This is a genomic window from Kitasatospora phosalacinea, from assembly GCF_030268885.1.
GTDB classification, from domain to species: domain Bacteria; phylum Actinomycetota; class Actinomycetes; order Streptomycetales; family Streptomycetaceae; genus Kitasatospora; species Kitasatospora phosalacinea_C.
This window is the reverse complement of record NZ_BSSA01000012.1, coordinates 158,544-175,066: the sequence shown is the minus strand read 5'-3', so window position 1 is coordinate 175,066 and position 16,523 is coordinate 158,544. Positions and strand designations below refer to the sequence as shown.

Here is a 16,523-nt window from a genome sequence, read left to right as displayed (position 1 = left end):
CGACCCGTCCCCCAACCGGTCGCGGCACACCCGCCGTACTCATCTGGTGCTGTGGTCGCTCACCTGCTCCGGGTGGCTACAGGCGCTGCCACAGGGCCGGGACGACGTCCGGCGTCCAGGTGCTCTGCGAGGTGTGGGCCTGCAGGCACCGGTAGCTGACGCCGTTGTAGGTGACCACGTCGCCCGCGTTGTAGGCCACCCCGGCGGCCCAGGTGCCGCTGCCGGTGCCGCCGCCGTTCACGACCAGCGTGTAGCCGGTGGTGTGGGTGGCGGAGGCGCCGGTGCCGGTGACCGTGACGGTGTAGGTGCCGGCGGGGGTGGAGGCGGAGGTGGAGACCGTCATGGTCGCGCTGCCGCCGCTGGTGATGGAGGACGGGCTGAACGAGACGGTGACGCCGGACGGGGCGCCGCTCGCGGTCAGCGAGACGCTCTGCGCGCTGCCGGAGCTGGTCGCGGTGGCGACCGTGGCGCTGGCCGCGGAGCCCGCCTGGACGGTGCCGGTGGCCGGGTTCACCGCGAGGGTGAAGTCGTTGACCGGGGTGGTGGTGCCGCCCACCGAGGTCTTCCAGATCGCGTACGCCACGCCGTCGGCGTTCCGGTTCAGCACCGTCGCGTCGACGTTGGAGGTGGTGTCGCAGGCGGAGTGGTAGCAGGAGTCGTAGGAGCGGTTCGCGGTGCCGCCCCACTTGGCGGCCTGCGCCGGGGTCTTGACGGCGTCGGCGCCCGCCGCGTAGCCGGAGGTCGGGATGCCGCCCTGCTGGAAGGAGTAGTCGTCGGAACGGCCCTGGCCCTCGACGTTCTCCTCCGGCTGGAGGTTCAGCGAGTCCCAGTACGCCTTCAGCGGCGCCGCGGTGGCCGAGTTGAGGTTGTTGACGAAGTACCCGGCGTTGGGGGAGCCGACCATGTCGAAGTTGTAGTAGCCCTTGATCGCCGAGCGCTGGGTCGAGGAGAGCTGGCCCACGTAGAACTGCGAGCCCTGCAGGCCCTGCTCCTCACCGGCCCACCAGGCGAACCGGACGTGCCTGGTCATGGTCGGGTTCTGCTGCGCCAGGACGAGCGCGTTCTCCAGCAGCACGGCCGAGCCGGAGCCGTTGTCGTTGATGCCCGGGCCGGCCGAGACCGAGTCCAGGTGCGCGCCGAACATGGTGACCTGGTCGGACGGGCCGCCCGGCCAGTCCGCGATCAGGTTGTTGGCGGTGTAGGTGCAGGAGGTGCAGGTCTGCTCGGTGACGGTGTAGCCCGCCGCCTGCAGCTTGCCCTTCACGTACGCCAGCGACTGGCTGTAGCCCGCGGTGCCCGCCCGGCGGTTGCCGCCGTTCTGCTGGGCCACGGTGTACAGCTGGCTCAGGTGCGCCTGCACGTTGGCCACGTTGATGTCCGGGGCCGAGCCGCCGGGGTTGCCCCCGCCGCTCACCGTCAGCTGGTACTGCGCGGTGTGGGTGGCCGGGCCGGTGCCGGTCACGGTCAGGGTGTAGGTGCCCGCCGGGGTGCTCGCGCCGACGTTGACGCTCAGCGTCGCCGAGCCGCCGGACTGCACGGTGGACGGCGAGACCGTCGCGGTGGTGCCGGACGGGGCGCCGGTCACGGCCAGCGAGACGTTCGCCGCCGAGCCCGCGGTGACGGCGGTGGAGACGGTCGCGCTGGTCGAGCCGCCCGCCTGCACGGTGCCCGCGGACGGGCTCAGCGACAGCGAGTAGTCGCTGGTCGGCGTCGCGGCGCAGGTCGGGTCGCCGGTCTGCGCCGGAACGCTGACCGCGTCCCAGGCGGCCTTGGCGCGGTTGAAGAAGGTGCAGGACGGGTCGAGGTTCTTGGCCGCGGTCAGGGTCGCGGTCCGGTACTTCTTGTACGTCATGCCGCTGGTCTTGAGCAGCATGCCGCCGTAGAAGACCCGGCCCGCGTCCCGGATGCCGATGCCGGTGACGGACGAGGAGTTGCAGGTCGGGCTGGACGGCTTGCCGCCGCCCGGGTTGGAGCCCTCCGCCAGCAGGTAGAACCAGTGGTTCAGCGGGCCGGCCGCCGCGTGCTCCTCCGTGTTGGGGATCGAGGAGGAGTAGCAGTTCGGGTTCCCGGAGACCTGCGAGGGGTTGTACATCACCCGGATCGGGCCCTGCCCGACCAGGTTGATCATCTCGCCGACCGTGTAGTCGGGGGAGTCGTACGGGGCCGGCTCGTTGGCGTACGCCTCGGTGAGCGCGCCCATGATGTCGCCGGTCGCCTCGCCCAGGCCCGCCTCGTTGTTGGCGCCGCCCGGCGTGTACTGGTCCAGGCCGTGGCCGAACTCGTGGCCCACCACGTCGATCGCGGCGATCCACTCGTTGGCCTGGCTGTGGCCGATCGAGATGGACGAGCCGTCCCAGTACGCGTTGACGTCGTTCAGGCCGACCTTGACCGGCCAGCTGCCGCCGTTGCCGTTGTGGCCGTTGCGGCCCAGCCAGTCGCGGAGCATGTCCCACTCCTTCTGCGCCGCGAACATCGCGTCGGCGCAGCCGGTCTCCTTGGAGGTGGCGCTGCCCGTGCCCCAGGAGTCGGAGGACTTGCTGAAGACCTGGCCGGTCGAGTAGTCCGAGCACTGCAGGCCCGGACGGCTCGGGTCGCGCAGCGAGTAGGAGCTGCCCGAACCGGTGGTGCTGATGGTCAGGCCCGCCGGACCGTTCCACTTGCTGTTGATGGTGCCGGCCTTGACGTCGTCGTAGCTGTCCGCCACCTCGCCGGTGACCGCGTCCACGAACACGTGCAGGTGGCTGGGCCGGTTCCCGGACGAACCGGTCAGCACCGACTCCCAGGCCAGCCGCGAGGTGCCGTCCTTGACCCGGACCACCAGCCGCGGCGCCTCGGCCGAGTCGACCTTCGCCAGCTGCGCCCGCGCCGTCCGCTCCGCGGCCGCCGCGCTCACCTTCGCCTTCGTCGGCACGCCGACCGGCCCGGACGCGGCGTTCTGCACGCCGCGGACCTTGCCCTGGCCGTCGGCGAGCACCACCGCGTCGCCGCCGACCACCGGCAGGCCCTTGTAACTGCGTTCGTACGAGACCGAGTAGAGGCCGTTCAGGAACTGGGTGACGTTCCGGCGCTCGTAGCTCTCGTCCGGGCCCTTGGCCAGCGCGTCCAGGCCGGCCGAAGCCGCCAGGTCCGCCGCCGAGACGGCGGCCGCCAGCGGGGTCGGGGCCGATGGGGCGGGCGGGGGCGCGGCGTTCGCGTGCCCGGCGAAAGCACCGAGCATGCCTCCCAGCACGGCCAGGGTGGTGCCGGCGGTCAGCAATCTGCGTTTCATCAGAGCTCCTCAGCTCTTCGGGTGTGGGGGTGCCCGGAACCCTCACACCGCCGCCATGGCCCGGTCAACGGAGCTGACAGTCCCCGGCACGGGATGGCAAATTCCGTCAAATGCACTGACTCAGAAGGCAATTGGCGCAACGTCAGCAAGGGTTCCGGAGCCCTCCGGCCGGGGCGCCGACAAGGGCCGGAGCAAGGGCGATGGCAAAGAAGAGGTACAGACCACGCCATGTACGGGGCACGGCCCGGGCGGGTACCGTCGCGGTACGGCAACAGGAACGGCCGCAGGAACGGACCCGGGGGAGGTGTCGGCGGATGCTCGGGGCACCCAACCCGGTCGAACTGCCCGACGGCGGAAGCTGGCAGGAATTCGGCGCCCTGCTGCGCCACTGGCGCCGCCACGCCGGCTGGACCCAGGCCCAACTCGGCGCCGCCGTCGGCTACGACCACACCGCCGTCAGCCGCCTCGAACACGGCGCCCGCCGCGCCACCCCCCGCCTCGCCCGCCGGATCGACGAACTCCTCGGCGCCGGAGGCGAACTCGTCCGCAGCCACGACCGCGCCGAGAGCGCCGAGGGCGACCGCCCCGCCCTCCCCCCGCACCTGCTGCGCCCCCCGCTGCCCACCGGCCCCGGCCCCGGCCCCGTTCCGGGCGGCGGCCCCGTTCCCGCCGAGGACTGCCCCGCCACCCTGCCCGACCACGACGTCCAGTGCCCCCTGCACGGCGCCGCCGGCTGCCAGCCCCCGCCCCCCGCCACCGCCCTCGCCCTGCACGCCGCGTTCTGCGCCGACCCCGCCGCCCCCCTCGACACCGACACCGTGCACGCCCTCGCCGCCGTCCTCGGTGCCGTCCTCGGCACCCAACTCCACGGCGCCGAAAGGGCGATGGGCGAACGCGGACCAGGAACCGTCATCGAGGGCACCCTGCGCGCCGTCGTCGCCCGCCTCGCCGACGCACCCGTCCGCCACCGCCGCGTCCTCGCCCGCCTCGCCGCCGAGTACGCCCACGCCGCGGGCAGCCTGCGCCTGCACGGCGGACGGCCCGCCACCGCGATGGCCTGCTTCGACCGCGCCCTCGGCTGGGCCGCCCTCGCCGGAGACCCCACCACCCAGGCCGCCGCCCTCAGCGACATGGCCGTCCTCGGCCTCCTCGACGACGACCCCGCCGCCGCGGGCGACTACGCCCGCGAGATCCGCCGCGCCGCACCCGACCGCCACTGGTCCGACGCCCTCGCCGAACTCGGCGAAGCCCGCGCCACCGCCCTCGCCGGGGACGCCCGCACCACCGCCCGCCACCTCGGCCGCGCCCGCCAGCACCTCGACCGGCCCGACCGCGCCCTCCCCGACGCCGAGGCCCGCGTCCCCTGGCTGGCGCCCGCCGCGCTCCGCCTCCGGGTCGAGTCCGGCTCCTCCGCGGCCCTCCGCGACCTGGCCGCCGCCACCGCCGACCCCCGCCTCGCCCGGCACGCCCTCACCGCCGCCACCGCCGCCCTCGACCTCCTCGGCGACGGCCGACTCCCCGCGGCCCGCGCCATGCTCACCGTCCGCATCGCCGACTGCCACCTCTGCGCCGACGACCCCCGCCCCGCCCTCGCCACCCTCACCCCCCTCCTCACCGCCGACCCCGCCCCGCTCCCGGCCCTCGTCCGCCACGAACTGCGCGGGGTGCGGAGCCGGTTGGCGGCGGGCGCGGGGCGGTGGGGAGCGGAGGCGGCGGAGGCGGCGACGCGGTTGGGAGCGGTGGTCTGAGGGGCGCTGCGGGGGCGGGCGCCGCTGTCCCTCCTCCGGGCGCCGGCGCCCGGAGCCGGGAGCCGGCCGGACCGGCTCCCGGCGCGGTGGAAAACCGGGTGCGCGGGGGAGGGGCGGGGCGCAGACTCGCGGGGTGGACCTCGATCACGACGCGGTGGCGGCCGCTTTCGGGCTGGGGCGGGCCCTGGGGCCGTGGCGGGTGCTCGACAACGGGGGCGCCCCGACGAACAGCCGGGTGCTGGAGACCTCCGGCGGGCGCTGGACGGTGGTGACGGGCCGACTGCTGAGCGACTGGCACCACCGACAGGCCCACCGGGTGAGGAGGTTGCAGCAGGCGGCGCTGGCGGCCGGGGTCGCGATGCCGCGCCCCGTCGAGCCGCCCGCCCCCGCCGTCGGCTACTGGCACCGCGGCCCCGGCGACACGGTCGTCCGGGTGAGCGCCTGGCTGGACGGTCACGACCTGCGGCAGGGCGGCGCCGACGCCGCGGCGGCCGACTGGACGGGACGGACGCTGGCCCGGATCGCGCTGCTGGACACCGGTGGGGAGGAGCCGCCCCCGCCGCACCCCGTGGCGGAGTGGCGGGAGTGGGTGGCCGAGGCGGAGGCGGGCGGCCTCCCGGTGGCGGGCCCGGCCCGCGCACTGCTGCCCGTGGTCGCCGAGGCCGCCGCCCTGGTGCGGGAGGCGACGCGCGGCGCCCCCGCGGCCGTCCTGGTGCACGGCGACACCTCGAGGGCCAACGTGCTGCGCACGCCCGACGGGTACGCGCTGATCGACTGGCAGACGGTCGGCCCGGAGGTCCCCTGGTGGGAGGCGGTGAGCGTGGCCTTCCGCTTCGCGACCCCCTTCAACGGCCCCGCCGTCGACCCCGACCCCCGGACGGTCCGTCCGCTGCTCGCCGCCTACCTGGACGCGGGCGGCCCGGCCGGTCCGGCGGACGCCTCTGCCTTCGCGGGCCTGCTGCGCGGCCAACTGGCCACCGCCGCCTGGTGCCTGTGGCTGGCGCTGGGCCACCGCGGGGCGGACGCCGACCGGCGGGCGTTCGGGCTGCGGGTCGTCACCGACACGGCGCGGGAGCTGCCGCGGGTGCTGCGTTCGCTGGAGGGGTGGACCGCGCTGCTGCGGTGAACCGGCGGCCGGGAGGGGGCCGTTGTCGGCGGGGGAGGCGGGTGTGGGAACATCCCCGCCATGTCTCTGACGACCTGGAGCCACGACGGCGACCTGTACTGCGCCCTGTTCACCGAGACGGGAGTGGACGGGAGCCGGGTCGGGCACTTCGAACTGAGCGAGGCCCGGGTGGTGCCGGGCGGCGGTCCGGGGGTGCCGGACTCGCCCGCACCGGGGCCGACGGCCGTGACGGTGGTGGTCCGGGCGCTGGAGCCGGAGGACCAGCCGGTGGTCTTCTTCGGCGACGGCTCCACCCTGCCGTTCGCGGTGCTGCAGCACTTCGTGGCGATGGTGGCGGCCCGGCTGGAGGGCGCGGGCGCATAGCCGTCCCGCTCCGGCCGACGCCGTGCCCCCCTCGGGGGAAGGACATATGATCTCCCCGTCAAGTCGCCCCCGCACGGAGCGGCTTGACGAACCGAACGCCCGTCCGGGCCGGGCCGGGCCCGGACGGGGAGGGAACCGACGACGGGGGAGTGGACATGGCGGCAGGACGGGACGACGACCTGGGCGGTCCGGAGATCACCGACGACGAACTGCTGGACGTCGCGGACAACCCGCGGCAGGCGGCCGAACTGCACCGCGCCCTGCGGACGTTGGCGAGCAACGACAAGGTCGGGCCGGAGCTGCAGCAGATGGCCCGGGAGGTGCTCAGCGGGCGGATCGGCATGCGGGAGGCGATCCAGTCCGACCGGTACCTGTCGGCGATCGGCGCACGCCTGGGCGAGATGCGCGCCGCCGCGGAGAACCTCTCGCCGGAGGAGCGCGCGGCCTCCGAGAAGCGGGCCGCGAAGCTGCGCGAGGACTACGAGAACGAGCACGGACCGGACCCGTACGCGGACGAGGACGACGAGTGGACCGTCCGCCGCGACGACCGTCCCTGACGGGCCCGGCCGCCCGGCCCGTCCACGGGGTGGAAAACCACTGGTGCGGCCGGGGCCGCTGAGTAGGCTGCGCCGCATGTTCTGGACACGGCGCAGCAAGAAGGCCCCCGCTCCGTCCGACGGCCGCCTGCCCGCGGCCCGGTTCCTCGCCCTGGTGCGGGAGGCGCTGGAGGAGGTCGCGCCCGGGTTCACCGAGGGCGTCGTGATCAAGGACGACCTGATGGTGAGCCCGCACGACTGGGCGGTCGTCCTGCTGCCGCCGCAGCACAGCACGGGGCGCCACTACGACCTGGTCGCCACACCGGACCTCCGACTGCCCGGGCAGGAGTGGACGTTCGCCGACTGCGTGACGGCGTTCTCCGCGGACGAGCGGGACACCGCCGCCTCCTGGGCGCAGACCACCGGCGCCTGCCTGGTCGAACTCGTCGACGGGCGGGGCCACTTCGCGGAGCGGGTGGCCCCCGGGGACGCGGGCGGAGTGCCCGGCTGGGGCCTGATCGTCTCCGGGGCGATCGGCTTCGGCCACGACGTCACGGAGAATCGCAAGCTGCAGGGCGCCCTGCTCCTCGCCAACGTGCTCCCCCGGACCGCCCACACCTTCACCGCGGACCTGACCTCCCCGCACGTCAACGGCGTCAAGGTCTTCTACGGCGGCGCCCCCGGCGCCGTGCAGGCCGAGGTCCGGGTCAACGGCGAACGCCACGAGGCCGCGTCGGCCGCCCTGGCCGCGCTCGGCCTGCCCGAACCGGCCGCGCCCGCGGTGGCCCGCTACTACGCCCTGATGCTGCCGCTGCCGGAGAACGCCGAACTCTTCGCGGACCGGGACGAGGACCCCGCCGACCACGCCGACCACGGTGACCACGCCGACGGGTGCGGCTGCGGCGACGCGTGCGGCTGCGGCGGGCGGATCGACCCCGAGCACCCGGGCTTCCTGTAGCCGCTGCCCGACCCGGTCCTGCGGCTCCCGGAGGCCGAACGGGCCGACCGGACCAGGGTGGACACCGGGGCGGTCATGGCCGTGGAGGGGGTGGGCAACTTCCTGAAGGTGCGGCTGCCGGTCCGGCTGGAGGACGGCCGGACGGTCAACCACCTGCTCTGGGCCCGGCTGGACGCCGCGACCATCGAGGAGGTGGTGCAGCGGGTGCGCGCGGGCACCCTGACCGGCCACCGCTTCGCGGGCACCCTGGCCAACGGCGTCCGGCCGTGGGACGGGGACCTGCTCGACGCGCCGGTGGTGCTGGAGGGCCGGCCGCCGGTCGCGGAGAGGGCCGTCGGCCTGTGCGAGGTGGTGGAGTCCGAGCGCCCGGTGCTGGCCGGGGTGCTCGCCGGACGCTGGCCCGCCGAGCAGGTGCTGGGCGAGCGCGACCCCCGGCTGCGGACGGGCTGAACCGCCCCCGGACGTCCGGCGCCCGCCGCCGGGCGCCAGGGTCCGCACCGACGATCCGCACAAGAACGATCCTTGCCGGAACGATCCGCACCGGAACAATCCGCACCGACGACCACCCCGCACGAACACACGAGGAGAACATGAACGCCCGTCTGACGGTCCACCTGATCGCGTCGCTGGCCCTGGCCCTGGTGCTGGTGTTCACCGGCGCCGCGATCGGCGGACCCGCCCTGGCCCTGCTGGGCCTGGTCCTCTGGTACGTGCTGGAGAGCCTGGTCAAGGCGCTGCTGCCGCCGTCCTTCCTGCCCGGCGTCGAGGACGCGCAGGCCACCTCGGCCGTGTACCGGGGCTGGGCGGCCAAGCTGGTCGCGGGCACCGCCCCGGCCCGGAAGCGGACGCCCGCGGGCGACGCCGCCCGCCTCGCCGCCGGGGTGCCGCTGTGCCTGCTCTCCTTCGGGGTGCACGACGGCAGCCAGACCCTGGGCCACCTGCTGCTGCGGCGCACCCCCGACGGCGGCACGGCGCTCGCCTGGCGCGGCCGAGGCAAGAACGCCGGGACCCGGCCGATCGACCCGCCGGTCCCGACCTTCCGGCCGGGCCGGGAGCAGCTGAACCCCACCCAGGCCCGCCTCGGCTACACCTCGTCCGTGCAGTTCGGCGGGGACACCTACTGGCTGCGCGGCCACGACGCCGAACTGCTCCAGCTGCTCCTCGCCCCGAAGGCCCCCGCGGCGCCGGTCACCGCCTGACCCGCCGCCACCGCGACGCCCGGCCCCGCCCCGATCGACCGGGGCGGGGCCGGGCGTCGTCGGGTCAGGGCAGCAGGCCGCGCAGCTTGTCCGGGTTGACCTGGAAGCGCAGGTTGCGGATCAGCCCGTCCGCCAGGTCGAAGGTGAGCGCGCCGATCGGGTGGCCGTCCACCGTGAACAGCACGCCCTCCTCGCCGTTGATGGAGGCCGAGCGCCACGTGGTGCCGCGCACCGAGGGCTTGGCGAGCACGCCCACCATCCAGCGGGCCACCGGGTCGGCGCCGTGCAGCGGGCGGCGGGCCGCGGTGACCTTGCCGCCGCCGTCCGACCAGGCCGTGACGTCGGGGGCGAGCAGTTCCAGCATCGCGTTCAGGTCGCCGCCGTCGCAGGCCGCCAGGAACCGGCCGGTGACCTCGCGGCGCTGCTCGGGGTCGGTGTCGAAGCGGGGCCGCCGGGCCCGGACGTGCTCACGCGCCCGGTGCGCCGTCTGCCGGACCGTCGCCTCGCTGCGGTCCAGGAACCCGGCGATCTCCGCGTGGCTGAACCCGAACGCCTCGCGCAGCACGAACACCGCCCGCTCCACCGGCCCGAGGCTCTCCAGCACCACCAGCAGCGCCGTCGACACCGAGTCCGCCAGCTCCGCCCCCTCCGCCGCGTCCGCCTCGGTCAGCACCGGCTCCGGCAGCCACGGCCCCACGTACGACTCCCGCACGGCCCGCGCCGACGTCAGCCTGGTCAACGACAGGTTGGTGACCGTCCGCACCAGGTACGCCCGCGGGTTCTCCACCTGCTCGGCCCGCCCGGCCGCCGACCACTTGATCCAGGCGTCCTGCAGCACGTCCTCGGCGTCGGCGACACTGCCCAGCAGTCGGTAGGCGGTGCCGAACAGCACCCCCCGGTGCGCGGTGAACACGTCCAGCGGATCGGCGGCCGACGCGGCGGTGGCCGACGGGGCGGCGGAAGGATCGATCATGTCCGTCAGCATGCCAGGCAGCCGCCCGGTCGCGCTCCTCAACGGCGGATCAGGGCGGTGCCGGGCCGGGGTTCAGAGCGTGGAGATGCGCTGGAGCAGGTCGTTGAGGGTGGCGCGGTCGGCGGGGGAGAGGGGGGCGAGGAGGTCCTCGGTGACGCGGCGGCTGTCGTGGTCGGCGGTGCGGAGGAGGGCGTGGCCGGCCGGGGTGAGGACGACGAGGCGGCTGCGGCGGTCGGCGGGGTCGGGGCGGCGTTCGGCGAGGCCGAGCTGCTGGAGGTCGTCGAGCAGGGAGACGATCGCGCTGGGGTCGTAGCCGAGGCGGTCGGCGAGTTCGCGCTGGCGGGCGCCGTCGACGGTGGCGAGGTAGCGCAGGATCGCGTGGTGGCGCAGGCGGAGGCCGTGCTGTTCGAGGGCGGCGTTGAACGCGCTGCCGGAGCGCTGGCCGAGGCGGTAGAGCAGGTAGCCGGTGTCGGCGTGCAGGCCGTGCATCCAGGGGGCGTCGTTCATGGGGTCATCATGCCAGGGCGAAGATGTCCGGAACAATCATTGACATCAACAATGATTGTTCCTAGCTTCAATGGCCATGAGCAGCGAAACCCTCCTGAGCCCGGGTCGGCACCTGGACCTGACCGGCAAGGTCGCCGAGGCCGCGGCCGCCACCCCGAGGCCGCACAGGCCCTGGTGGACGGGGCGGTGGACGCCTTCGGCCGGATCGACGTGCTGGTCACCGACGCCGGGATCCTGCACGACCGGGTGCTGTGGAAGATGACCGACGAGGAGCGCGACGCCGTGGTCACCACCCACCTGCGCGGCACCTTCACCTGAGCCCGCGCCGCCGCGGTCCGGATGCGCGGGCAGGGCGGGAGCGGCCCCGCCCCGAGCCCCGAGTCCCGAGCCCTGAGCCCTCACTCCCGAGTCCCGAGTCCCGAAAGGCTGTCACACCCTCATGCGCAACCAGGGAATCGGCTCCTGGCCCGCCCGCCGCGCCAGGAAGACCCCGCACCGCACCGCCCTCGTCCACGCCGGACACCGCCACAGCTACGCCGACCTGCACGAGCGCAGCACCCGCCTGGCCCACGCCCTGCGCACCGCCGGGGTCCGCCGCGGCGACCGGGTCGCCTACCTGGGCCCCAACCACCCGGCCTTCCTGGAGACGCTGTTCGCGACCGGCCTGCTCGGCGCGCTCTTCGTCCCGCTCAACACCCGCCTCGCCCGGCCCGAGATCGCCTTCCAGCTCGACGACAGCGGGGCCCGCGCGCTGGTCCACGCACCCGGCTGCGCCCCGCTGGTGCCGCCCGGCGCGGTGCCGGTGACGGTGGAGACCGGCGAGGCGTACGAGTCCTGGCTGGCCGGGGCCGGCACCGCGCCGATCGACGAGCCGGTCGGCCTCGACGACACCTGCCTGATCATGTACACCTCGGGCACCACCGGCCGCCCCAAGGGCGCCCTGCTCACCCACGGCAACCTCACCTGGAACGCCTACAACGTCCTGGTCGACACCGACCTGCTCGCCGACGACAGCGCCTTGGTCGCCGCCCCGCTGTTCCACACCGGCGGCCTGAACATGCTCACCCTGCCCGTCCTGCTCAAGGGCGGTACCTGCCACCTGGTCGAGTCCTTCGACCCGGCCGCGACCCTGGAACTGGTCGCCCGGGAACGCATCACCTACATGTTCGGCGTGCCGACCATGTTCGACCTGATGGCCCGCCAGAACGGCTGGGACGACGCCGACCTGAGCAGCCTGCGCATCCTCAACTGCGGCGGTGCCCCCGTCCCGCGCCCGCTGATCGACACCTACCTGCGCCGCGGCCTGTCCTTCCAGCAGGGCTACGGCATGACCGAGGCCGGGCCCGGCGTGCTCTTCCTGGACGCCGGGCACACCGTCGCCAAGGCGGGCAGCGCGGGCGTCCCGCACTTCTTCACCGACGTGCGGCTGACCACCCCGGACGGGCGGGAGGCCGGGATCGGCGAGGTCGGCGAGGTGCTGGTCAGCGGGCCCAACGTCGGCCCCGGCTACTGGGGCCTGCCCGAGGCCACCGCCCGGTCCTTCCACGGCGACTGGTTCCGCAGCGGCGACGCCGCCCGGGCCGACGCCGACGGGTACCTCACCATCGCCGACCGGATCAAGGACATGTACATCTCCGGCGGCGAGAACGTCTACCCCGCCGAGGTCGAGGAGGCCCTGCTCGCCCTGCCCGGCATCGCCGAGTGCGCCGTCCACGGCGTCCCCGACGCCAGGTGGGGCGAGGTCGGCCGCGCCGTGGTCGTCCCCGAACCCGGCACCGCGCCCGACCCGGCGGAACTGCTCGCCGCACTGGCCGGGCTCCTCGCCAAGTACAAGCTCCCCAAGACCCTGGTGCTCGCGGACGAACTGCCGCGCACCGCCACCGGAAAGATCCTCAAGGACCGGCTCCGTGCCCTGCACGCCGGATGACCCCCTCTCCTCTCCGAAAGGCACCTCCCCGTGGCACTCGCCGTCAACGGACTCGACGCCCTCAGGGCCCCGGCCGGCCCCGAGCGCGCCGCCACCGGCCCGTTCGGCGCGCCCGTTGCGCACGGCCACCCGACGCTCCCGCTGTTCATCCCGCTGTTCACCGAACTGCTGGAGGCGGAGGGCGTCACCACCAAGGTCAACCACGGCCTGAACAAGGTGCGCTTCTACGCCTGACGGGGCGCCGGGGCGGGGGAGAGCGGGCAGTTACGAGCGACCGATATTCGGACGACACCCGGCTGACGTGCTGTTAGGGTGCCCGCCATGGCAGTGCTCAGACAGTTCCAGGTCACCTTCGACTGCGCCGACCCGGCCCGGGTCGCCCGCTTCTGGTGCGAGGTGCTCGGCTACGAGTCCCGTCCCCCCAAGGGCTTCGGCAGTTGGGAAGAGTACCAGGCCTCCTGCCCGCCCGAGGAGCGCGGTTCCTGGTCGGCCTGCACCGACCCCACCGGCGTCGGCCCCCGGCTGTACTTCCAGCGCGTCCCCGAGGGCAAGGTGGTCAAGAACCGCGTCCACCTCGACGTCCGGGTCGGCACCGGCCTGCTCGGCGAAGAGCGGCTGGCCGCGCTCGAAGCCGAGTGCGCCCGCCTGCTCCCGCTCGGCGCCGTCCGGGTCCAGCTGCTGTACGACGGCGGCGACGACTCGTGCATCGTCATGCAGGACGTCGAGGGCAACGAGTTCTGCATCGACTGACGCCCGTTCACAGCCGCGCCGCCGCCAGGTCGATCATCCGGAGGGCCACCGCCGCCGGGACCGCCGGGTTGGCGGCGGCGGCCCGGGCCTGCTCCCGGTCGCGGAGCAGGCCGATCAGCACCGGCACCGGCAGCGCCGGGTTGCGGGCCAGCGCCCGGCGCAGCCCGTCGGTCTCGAAGCCCGCGCGGACGTCCGACCCGGTGGTGTCGAGCAGGCGCCGCAGGGCGGCCGCGGGCAGGCGCGGGTCGGCCGCGGCACGCTGGTGCACCCGCTCGTCCGGGTCCTCGGCGAGCCGTTCGACCAGTTCGGGGGTGCAGTCGGGTGCGTACAGGGCGAGGCGGCGCACGGTCGGTTCGGGGTCGTCGGCCCAGGCGGCCCGCAGCCGGTCGAAGGGGAAGTGCGGGTGGTGCAGCACCGAGCCCGGGTAGTTCCAGGTCCGGGCGGCTTCCAGCAGCAGTTCGGGGGGTGCGGCCTCGTTGTGGGCGGTGATCGCGTCGCGCACGCCGCTGACGGGGTCGTGGGCCAGTCGGGCCAGGACGTCGGGCGGCAGGGTGCGGGCCTCGGCGACGGAGCGCCGGACGGGGACGCTGGCGGAGGCGGCCAGGCGGCGCATGGCCGCAGGGTCGTCGTGCAGGTCCTCGACCCACTTCAGGTGCCAGAACTTCCGGTCGGGCGGCAGGCCCGCCGCGGCCCGGTCCCGCACCGCGTCGGGCACGTCCTCGCGGACGGCGATCTCGGCCCGGACGTCCTCGTCCGGGTCCGCGGCCAGCGCGGCGAGCAGTTCCGGGTCCAGCCGGGCCCCGGCCGCGTAGCGGCGCAGCTTCGGGTCGGGGTGGACGGCCAGGTGCCGCAGGAGTTCTTCCGCGGCACCCTGCTCGTGCAGTTCGTCGAGACGGTCCTCCGCGTCCAGCGCCGCGAACTCGGCCAGGGACAAGCGGGGTTCGCCCCCCTCCTCCTCCCGTGCGGCCTCCCGGACCCGCGGATCGGGGTCGGCGAGCAGCGCCGCCCGGCTCGCCTCGCCCGCCTCGTACCAGGCGTGGAGGCAGACCTCCCGGCGCACCTGCGGGTCCGGATCGGCGGCCAGCGCCACCGCCACCTCCGCGGGCAGGCCCCGGAACCACAGCGTCCGCAGCCGCACCCGCGGGTCCGGGTCGGCCGCCCGCCGGGCGAACCACTGCGCGGTGGGCCGCGGCGCGTGCTGGCGGGTGTGGTAGGCCATGAAGGTGCGCTGCCAGTCGAGGGGCGGTTCGTCGCGGATCAGCCGCTCCCACTGCGCGAGGCTCATCCCCCGCTGGTTCTCGACCCAGTAGCGGCGGATCCGCCAGTCGGGGCAGGCGACGGCGGCGTCGACGACCTCCGGCGGCTGCCGGTCGTACGCCAGGTACCTGTTCTCGGTCGCCAGCCGCGCCAGGACCTCCACCGATCGGCTCGCGGACAACCCCTGCAGCCACTCGAAGGCCACCTCCCCTTCCGCGAGCACCTCCTCGACGCCCGCGAACAGCGCGTCCCACTCCCCGGACTCCGGCACTTCCCACTCCCCTTCCCTCGAGTTCCTTCGAGCCGGACGGCCGGGCCGGCTCAGTCCTTCCGGTCGGCGACCAGGTCGACCAGCCGGTGCGCCACCGCCGCCGGGACCGCCGGGTTGGCGGCGGCGGCCTGGGCCTGCTCCCGGTCGCGGAGCAGGCCGATCAGCACCGGCACCGGCAGCCGCGGGTTGCGGATCACCGCCCGGCGCAGCTCGTACGTGTGGGGCACCGGCAGGCCGGGCGTCTCCAGCGTGGCCCGGTAGTCGGCCTCGGTGGCGTCGAGCAGGCGCAGCACGGTGGCGGGCGACAGGCGCGGGTCGGCCGCGGCACGCTGGTGCACCCGCTCGTCCGGGTCCTCGGCGAGCCGTTCGACCAGTTCGGGGGTGCAGTCGGGTGCGTACAGGGCGAGGCGGCGCACGGTCGGTTCGGGGTCGTCGGCCCAGGCGGCCCGCAGCCGGTCGAAGGGGAAGTGCGGGTGGTGCAGCACCGAGCCCGGGTAGTTCCAGGTCCGGGCGGCTTCCAGCAGCAGTTCGGGGGGTGCGGCCTCGTTGTGGGCGGTGATCGCGGTGCGCACGCTGCTGACGGGGTCGTGGGCCAGTCGGGCCAGGACGTCGGGCGGCAGGGTGCGGGCGCGGGCGACGGAGCGCCGGACGGCGGCGCTCGCCGAAGCGGCCAGGCGGCGCATGGCCTCGGGGTCGCCGTGCAACTCCTCCACCCAACGCAGGTCCCAGGAGGGCTTGTTCGGTGGCAGGCCGGTGCAGGCCCTGGCCCGCAACTCCTCCGGGGTGTCGGGGCGGGCGACGATCTCGGCCCGGACGTCCTCGTCCGGGTCCGCGGCCAGGGCCGCCAGCACGTCCGGGGGCAGCGGCCGCCCCGCCAGGAAGCGGCGCAGCTTCGGGTCCGGGTGGTCGACCAGGTGCCGGGCGAGTTCCTCCTCGACTTCCCGCAGGTGGACCGCCTTGATGCGACCGTTCTCGTCCAGTTCCTCGAACTCAGCCGGGGAGAGGGGGCGTTCGGACTCCACCTGTCCCTGCGCGGCCTCCCGAACGCCAGGGTCCGGGTCGGTGGCCAGCACCGCGCGCTGCTCCGCGCCCAGGTGCTCCCAGGCGCACCCGCAGACCTCCGCACGCACCCCGGAGTCGGGGTCGGCGGCCAGCGCCACCGCCACCTCCCCGGGCAGGCCACGGAACCACAGCGTCCGCAGCCGCACCCGCGGGTCCGGATCGGCCGCCCGCCGGGCGAACCACTGCGCGGGCGGCCGCGGTGCGTTCCTGCGGGCGAAGTGCCGGAGGGCCCGCTGCTGCCAGTCGGGGCCGTCGAAGTCGAGCAGCCGCACCCACTGCGCGAGGGTCATGCCCCGCTGGTACTCCGCCCAGTAGCGGCGCACCCGCCAGTCGGGGGAGGCGACGGCGGCGTCGACGACCTCCGGCGGCTGCCCCTCGTCCATCGCCATGGAGAACAGCAAGGGCGCCAGCCGCACCCGGACGTCCGGGGCGGGGTGCCCGGACAGCCCCGACAGCCACGCCCAGCGCATCCCGGTGACGTCGATCCCCTCGAACAGGCCGTCCCACTCCCCGAATTCGGGCATGCCGCGCCCCTTCCTCCCCGACTGCGGACGGTGACACCCTACTTGCCCGCCCGG

14 protein-coding genes and 2 pseudogenes are annotated in these 16,523 nt (G+C 74.9%); 11 read left to right on the top strand and 5 right to left on the bottom strand.

From position 1 onward, the window contains the following. Positions 1-76: 76 nt before the first annotated feature. Positions 77-3,268, bottom strand: a complete 3,192-nt coding sequence (locus QSK52_RS19300) for a M28 family peptidase (RefSeq protein ID WP_285737333.1) — start codon at positions 3,266-3,268, stop codon at positions 77-79. A 314-nt stretch (positions 3,269-3,582) separates the two neighbouring features. On the opposite strand from QSK52_RS19300, the gene QSK52_RS19295 reads away from it, so the two are divergent. From QSK52_RS19295 to QSK52_RS19265, 7 genes are all read left to right on the top strand, one after another. Next, positions 3,583-5,016: a helix-turn-helix domain-containing protein gene (locus tag QSK52_RS19295; RefSeq protein ID WP_285737332.1), complete on the top strand. Its 1,434-nt coding sequence runs from the start codon at positions 3,583-3,585 to the stop codon at positions 5,014-5,016. Between the two features lie 133 nt (positions 5,017-5,149). Then, a complete protein-coding gene (locus QSK52_RS19290) occupies positions 5,150-6,142 on the top strand; it encodes a phosphotransferase (protein ID WP_285737331.1) in 993 nt (330 codons plus the stop codon). Between the two features lie 60 nt (positions 6,143-6,202). Continuing rightward, the gene (locus QSK52_RS19285) at positions 6,203-6,505 is read left to right on the top strand and encodes a hypothetical protein (RefSeq protein WP_285737330.1); all 303 of its coding nucleotides are present in this window, start codon (positions 6,203-6,205) and stop codon (positions 6,503-6,505) included. A gap of 155 nt (positions 6,506-6,660) precedes the next feature. Beyond that, positions 6,661-7,062 carry a hypothetical protein gene (locus QSK52_RS19280; RefSeq protein WP_285737329.1) on the top strand — a complete coding sequence of 134 codons (402 nt, stop codon included), beginning with the start codon at positions 6,661-6,663 and terminating at the stop codon, positions 7,060-7,062. Positions 7,063-7,138: 76 nt separating this feature from the next. Then, positions 7,139-7,999, top strand: a complete 861-nt coding sequence (locus tag QSK52_RS19275) for a DUF6348 family protein (RefSeq protein WP_285737328.1) — start codon at positions 7,139-7,141, stop codon at positions 7,997-7,999. Between the two features lie 75 nt (positions 8,000-8,074). Continuing rightward, positions 8,075-8,449 (top strand): hypothetical protein, encoded by a 375-nt coding sequence (locus tag QSK52_RS19270; protein ID WP_285737327.1) that lies wholly within the window; start codon positions 8,075-8,077, stop codon positions 8,447-8,449. Positions 8,450-8,589: 140 nt separating this feature from the next. After that, positions 8,590-9,198, top strand: a complete 609-nt coding sequence (locus tag QSK52_RS19265; RefSeq protein WP_285737326.1) for a hypothetical protein — start codon at positions 8,590-8,592, stop codon at positions 9,196-9,198. Between the two features lie 64 nt (positions 9,199-9,262). Here the strand turns inward: QSK52_RS19265 and QSK52_RS19260 are convergent, their stop codons facing one another. Then, complete coding sequence (locus QSK52_RS19260; protein WP_285737325.1) at positions 9,263-10,171, bottom strand: RNA polymerase sigma-70 factor; 909 nt, start codon at positions 10,169-10,171, stop codon at positions 9,263-9,265. Positions 10,172-10,243: 72 nt separating this feature from the next. Beyond that, positions 10,244-10,678 (bottom strand): MarR family winged helix-turn-helix transcriptional regulator, encoded by a 435-nt coding sequence (locus QSK52_RS19255; protein ID WP_285737324.1) that lies wholly within the window; start codon positions 10,676-10,678, stop codon positions 10,244-10,246. A gap of 156 nt (positions 10,679-10,834) precedes the next feature. Here QSK52_RS19255 and QSK52_RS19250 point away from each other — a divergent pair. The 4 genes and pseudogenes from QSK52_RS19250 to QSK52_RS19235 form a co-directional block, all read left to right on the top strand. Further along, a pseudogene (locus QSK52_RS19250) lies at positions 10,835-10,993 on the top strand (SDR family NAD(P)-dependent oxidoreductase); the annotation flags it as partial. A 124-nt stretch (positions 10,994-11,117) separates the two neighbouring features. After that, a complete protein-coding gene (locus tag QSK52_RS19245) occupies positions 11,118-12,605 on the top strand; it encodes an acyl-CoA synthetase (protein ID WP_285737323.1) in 1,488 nt (495 codons plus the stop codon). A gap of 30 nt (positions 12,606-12,635) precedes the next feature. Further along, a pseudogene (locus QSK52_RS19240) lies at positions 12,636-12,830 on the top strand (MaoC family dehydratase); the annotation flags it as partial. Positions 12,831-12,926: 96 nt separating this feature from the next. After that, positions 12,927-13,355: a VOC family protein gene (locus QSK52_RS19235; RefSeq protein WP_285737322.1), complete on the top strand. Its 429-nt coding sequence runs from the start codon at positions 12,927-12,929 to the stop codon at positions 13,353-13,355. A 7-nt stretch (positions 13,356-13,362) separates the two neighbouring features. Here the strand turns inward: QSK52_RS19235 and QSK52_RS19230 are convergent, their stop codons facing one another. Next, positions 13,363-14,883: a hypothetical protein gene (locus QSK52_RS19230; protein ID WP_285737321.1), complete on the bottom strand. Its 1,521-nt coding sequence runs from the start codon at positions 14,881-14,883 to the stop codon at positions 13,363-13,365. 50 nt (positions 14,884-14,933) lie between these two features. Further along, positions 14,934-16,469, bottom strand: coding sequence for a PE-PGRS family protein (locus tag QSK52_RS19225; protein ID WP_285737320.1), 1,536 nt, complete (start codon positions 16,467-16,469; stop codon positions 14,934-14,936). Between the last annotated feature and the right edge of the window lie 54 nt (positions 16,470-16,523).

What these genes read in the sequence shown, in the direction of transcription:
- QSK52_RS19300 (WP_285737333.1), bottom strand. Translation starts at nt 3,268, where the DNA reads ATGAAACGCAGATTGCTGACCGCCGGCACCACCCTGGCCGTGCTGGGA.
- QSK52_RS19295 (WP_285737332.1), top strand. Translation starts at nt 3,583, where the DNA reads ATGCTCGGGGCACCCAACCCGGTCGAACTGCCCGACGGCGGAAGCTGG.
- QSK52_RS19285 (WP_285737330.1), top strand. Translation starts at nt 6,203, where the DNA reads ATGTCTCTGACGACCTGGAGCCACGACGGCGACCTGTACTGCGCCCTG.
- QSK52_RS19280 (WP_285737329.1), top strand. Translation starts at nt 6,661, where the DNA reads ATGGCGGCAGGACGGGACGACGACCTGGGCGGTCCGGAGATCACCGAC.
- QSK52_RS19275 (WP_285737328.1), top strand. Translation starts at nt 7,139, where the DNA reads ATGTTCTGGACACGGCGCAGCAAGAAGGCCCCCGCTCCGTCCGACGGC.
- QSK52_RS19270 (WP_285737327.1), top strand. Translation starts at nt 8,075, where the DNA reads ATGGCCGTGGAGGGGGTGGGCAACTTCCTGAAGGTGCGGCTGCCGGTC.
- QSK52_RS19265 (WP_285737326.1), top strand. Translation starts at nt 8,590, where the DNA reads ATGAACGCCCGTCTGACGGTCCACCTGATCGCGTCGCTGGCCCTGGCC.
- QSK52_RS19260 (WP_285737325.1), bottom strand. Translation starts at nt 10,171, where the DNA reads ATGATCGATCCTTCCGCCGCCCCGTCGGCCACCGCCGCGTCGGCCGCC.
- QSK52_RS19255 (WP_285737324.1), bottom strand. Translation starts at nt 10,678, where the DNA reads ATGAACGACGCCCCCTGGATGCACGGCCTGCACGCCGACACCGGCTAC.
- QSK52_RS19245 (WP_285737323.1), top strand. Translation starts at nt 11,118, where the DNA reads ATGCGCAACCAGGGAATCGGCTCCTGGCCCGCCCGCCGCGCCAGGAAG.
- QSK52_RS19235 (WP_285737322.1), top strand. Translation starts at nt 12,927, where the DNA reads ATGGCAGTGCTCAGACAGTTCCAGGTCACCTTCGACTGCGCCGACCCG.
- QSK52_RS19225 (WP_285737320.1), bottom strand. Translation starts at nt 16,469, where the DNA reads ATGCCCGAATTCGGGGAGTGGGACGGCCTGTTCGAGGGGATCGACGTC.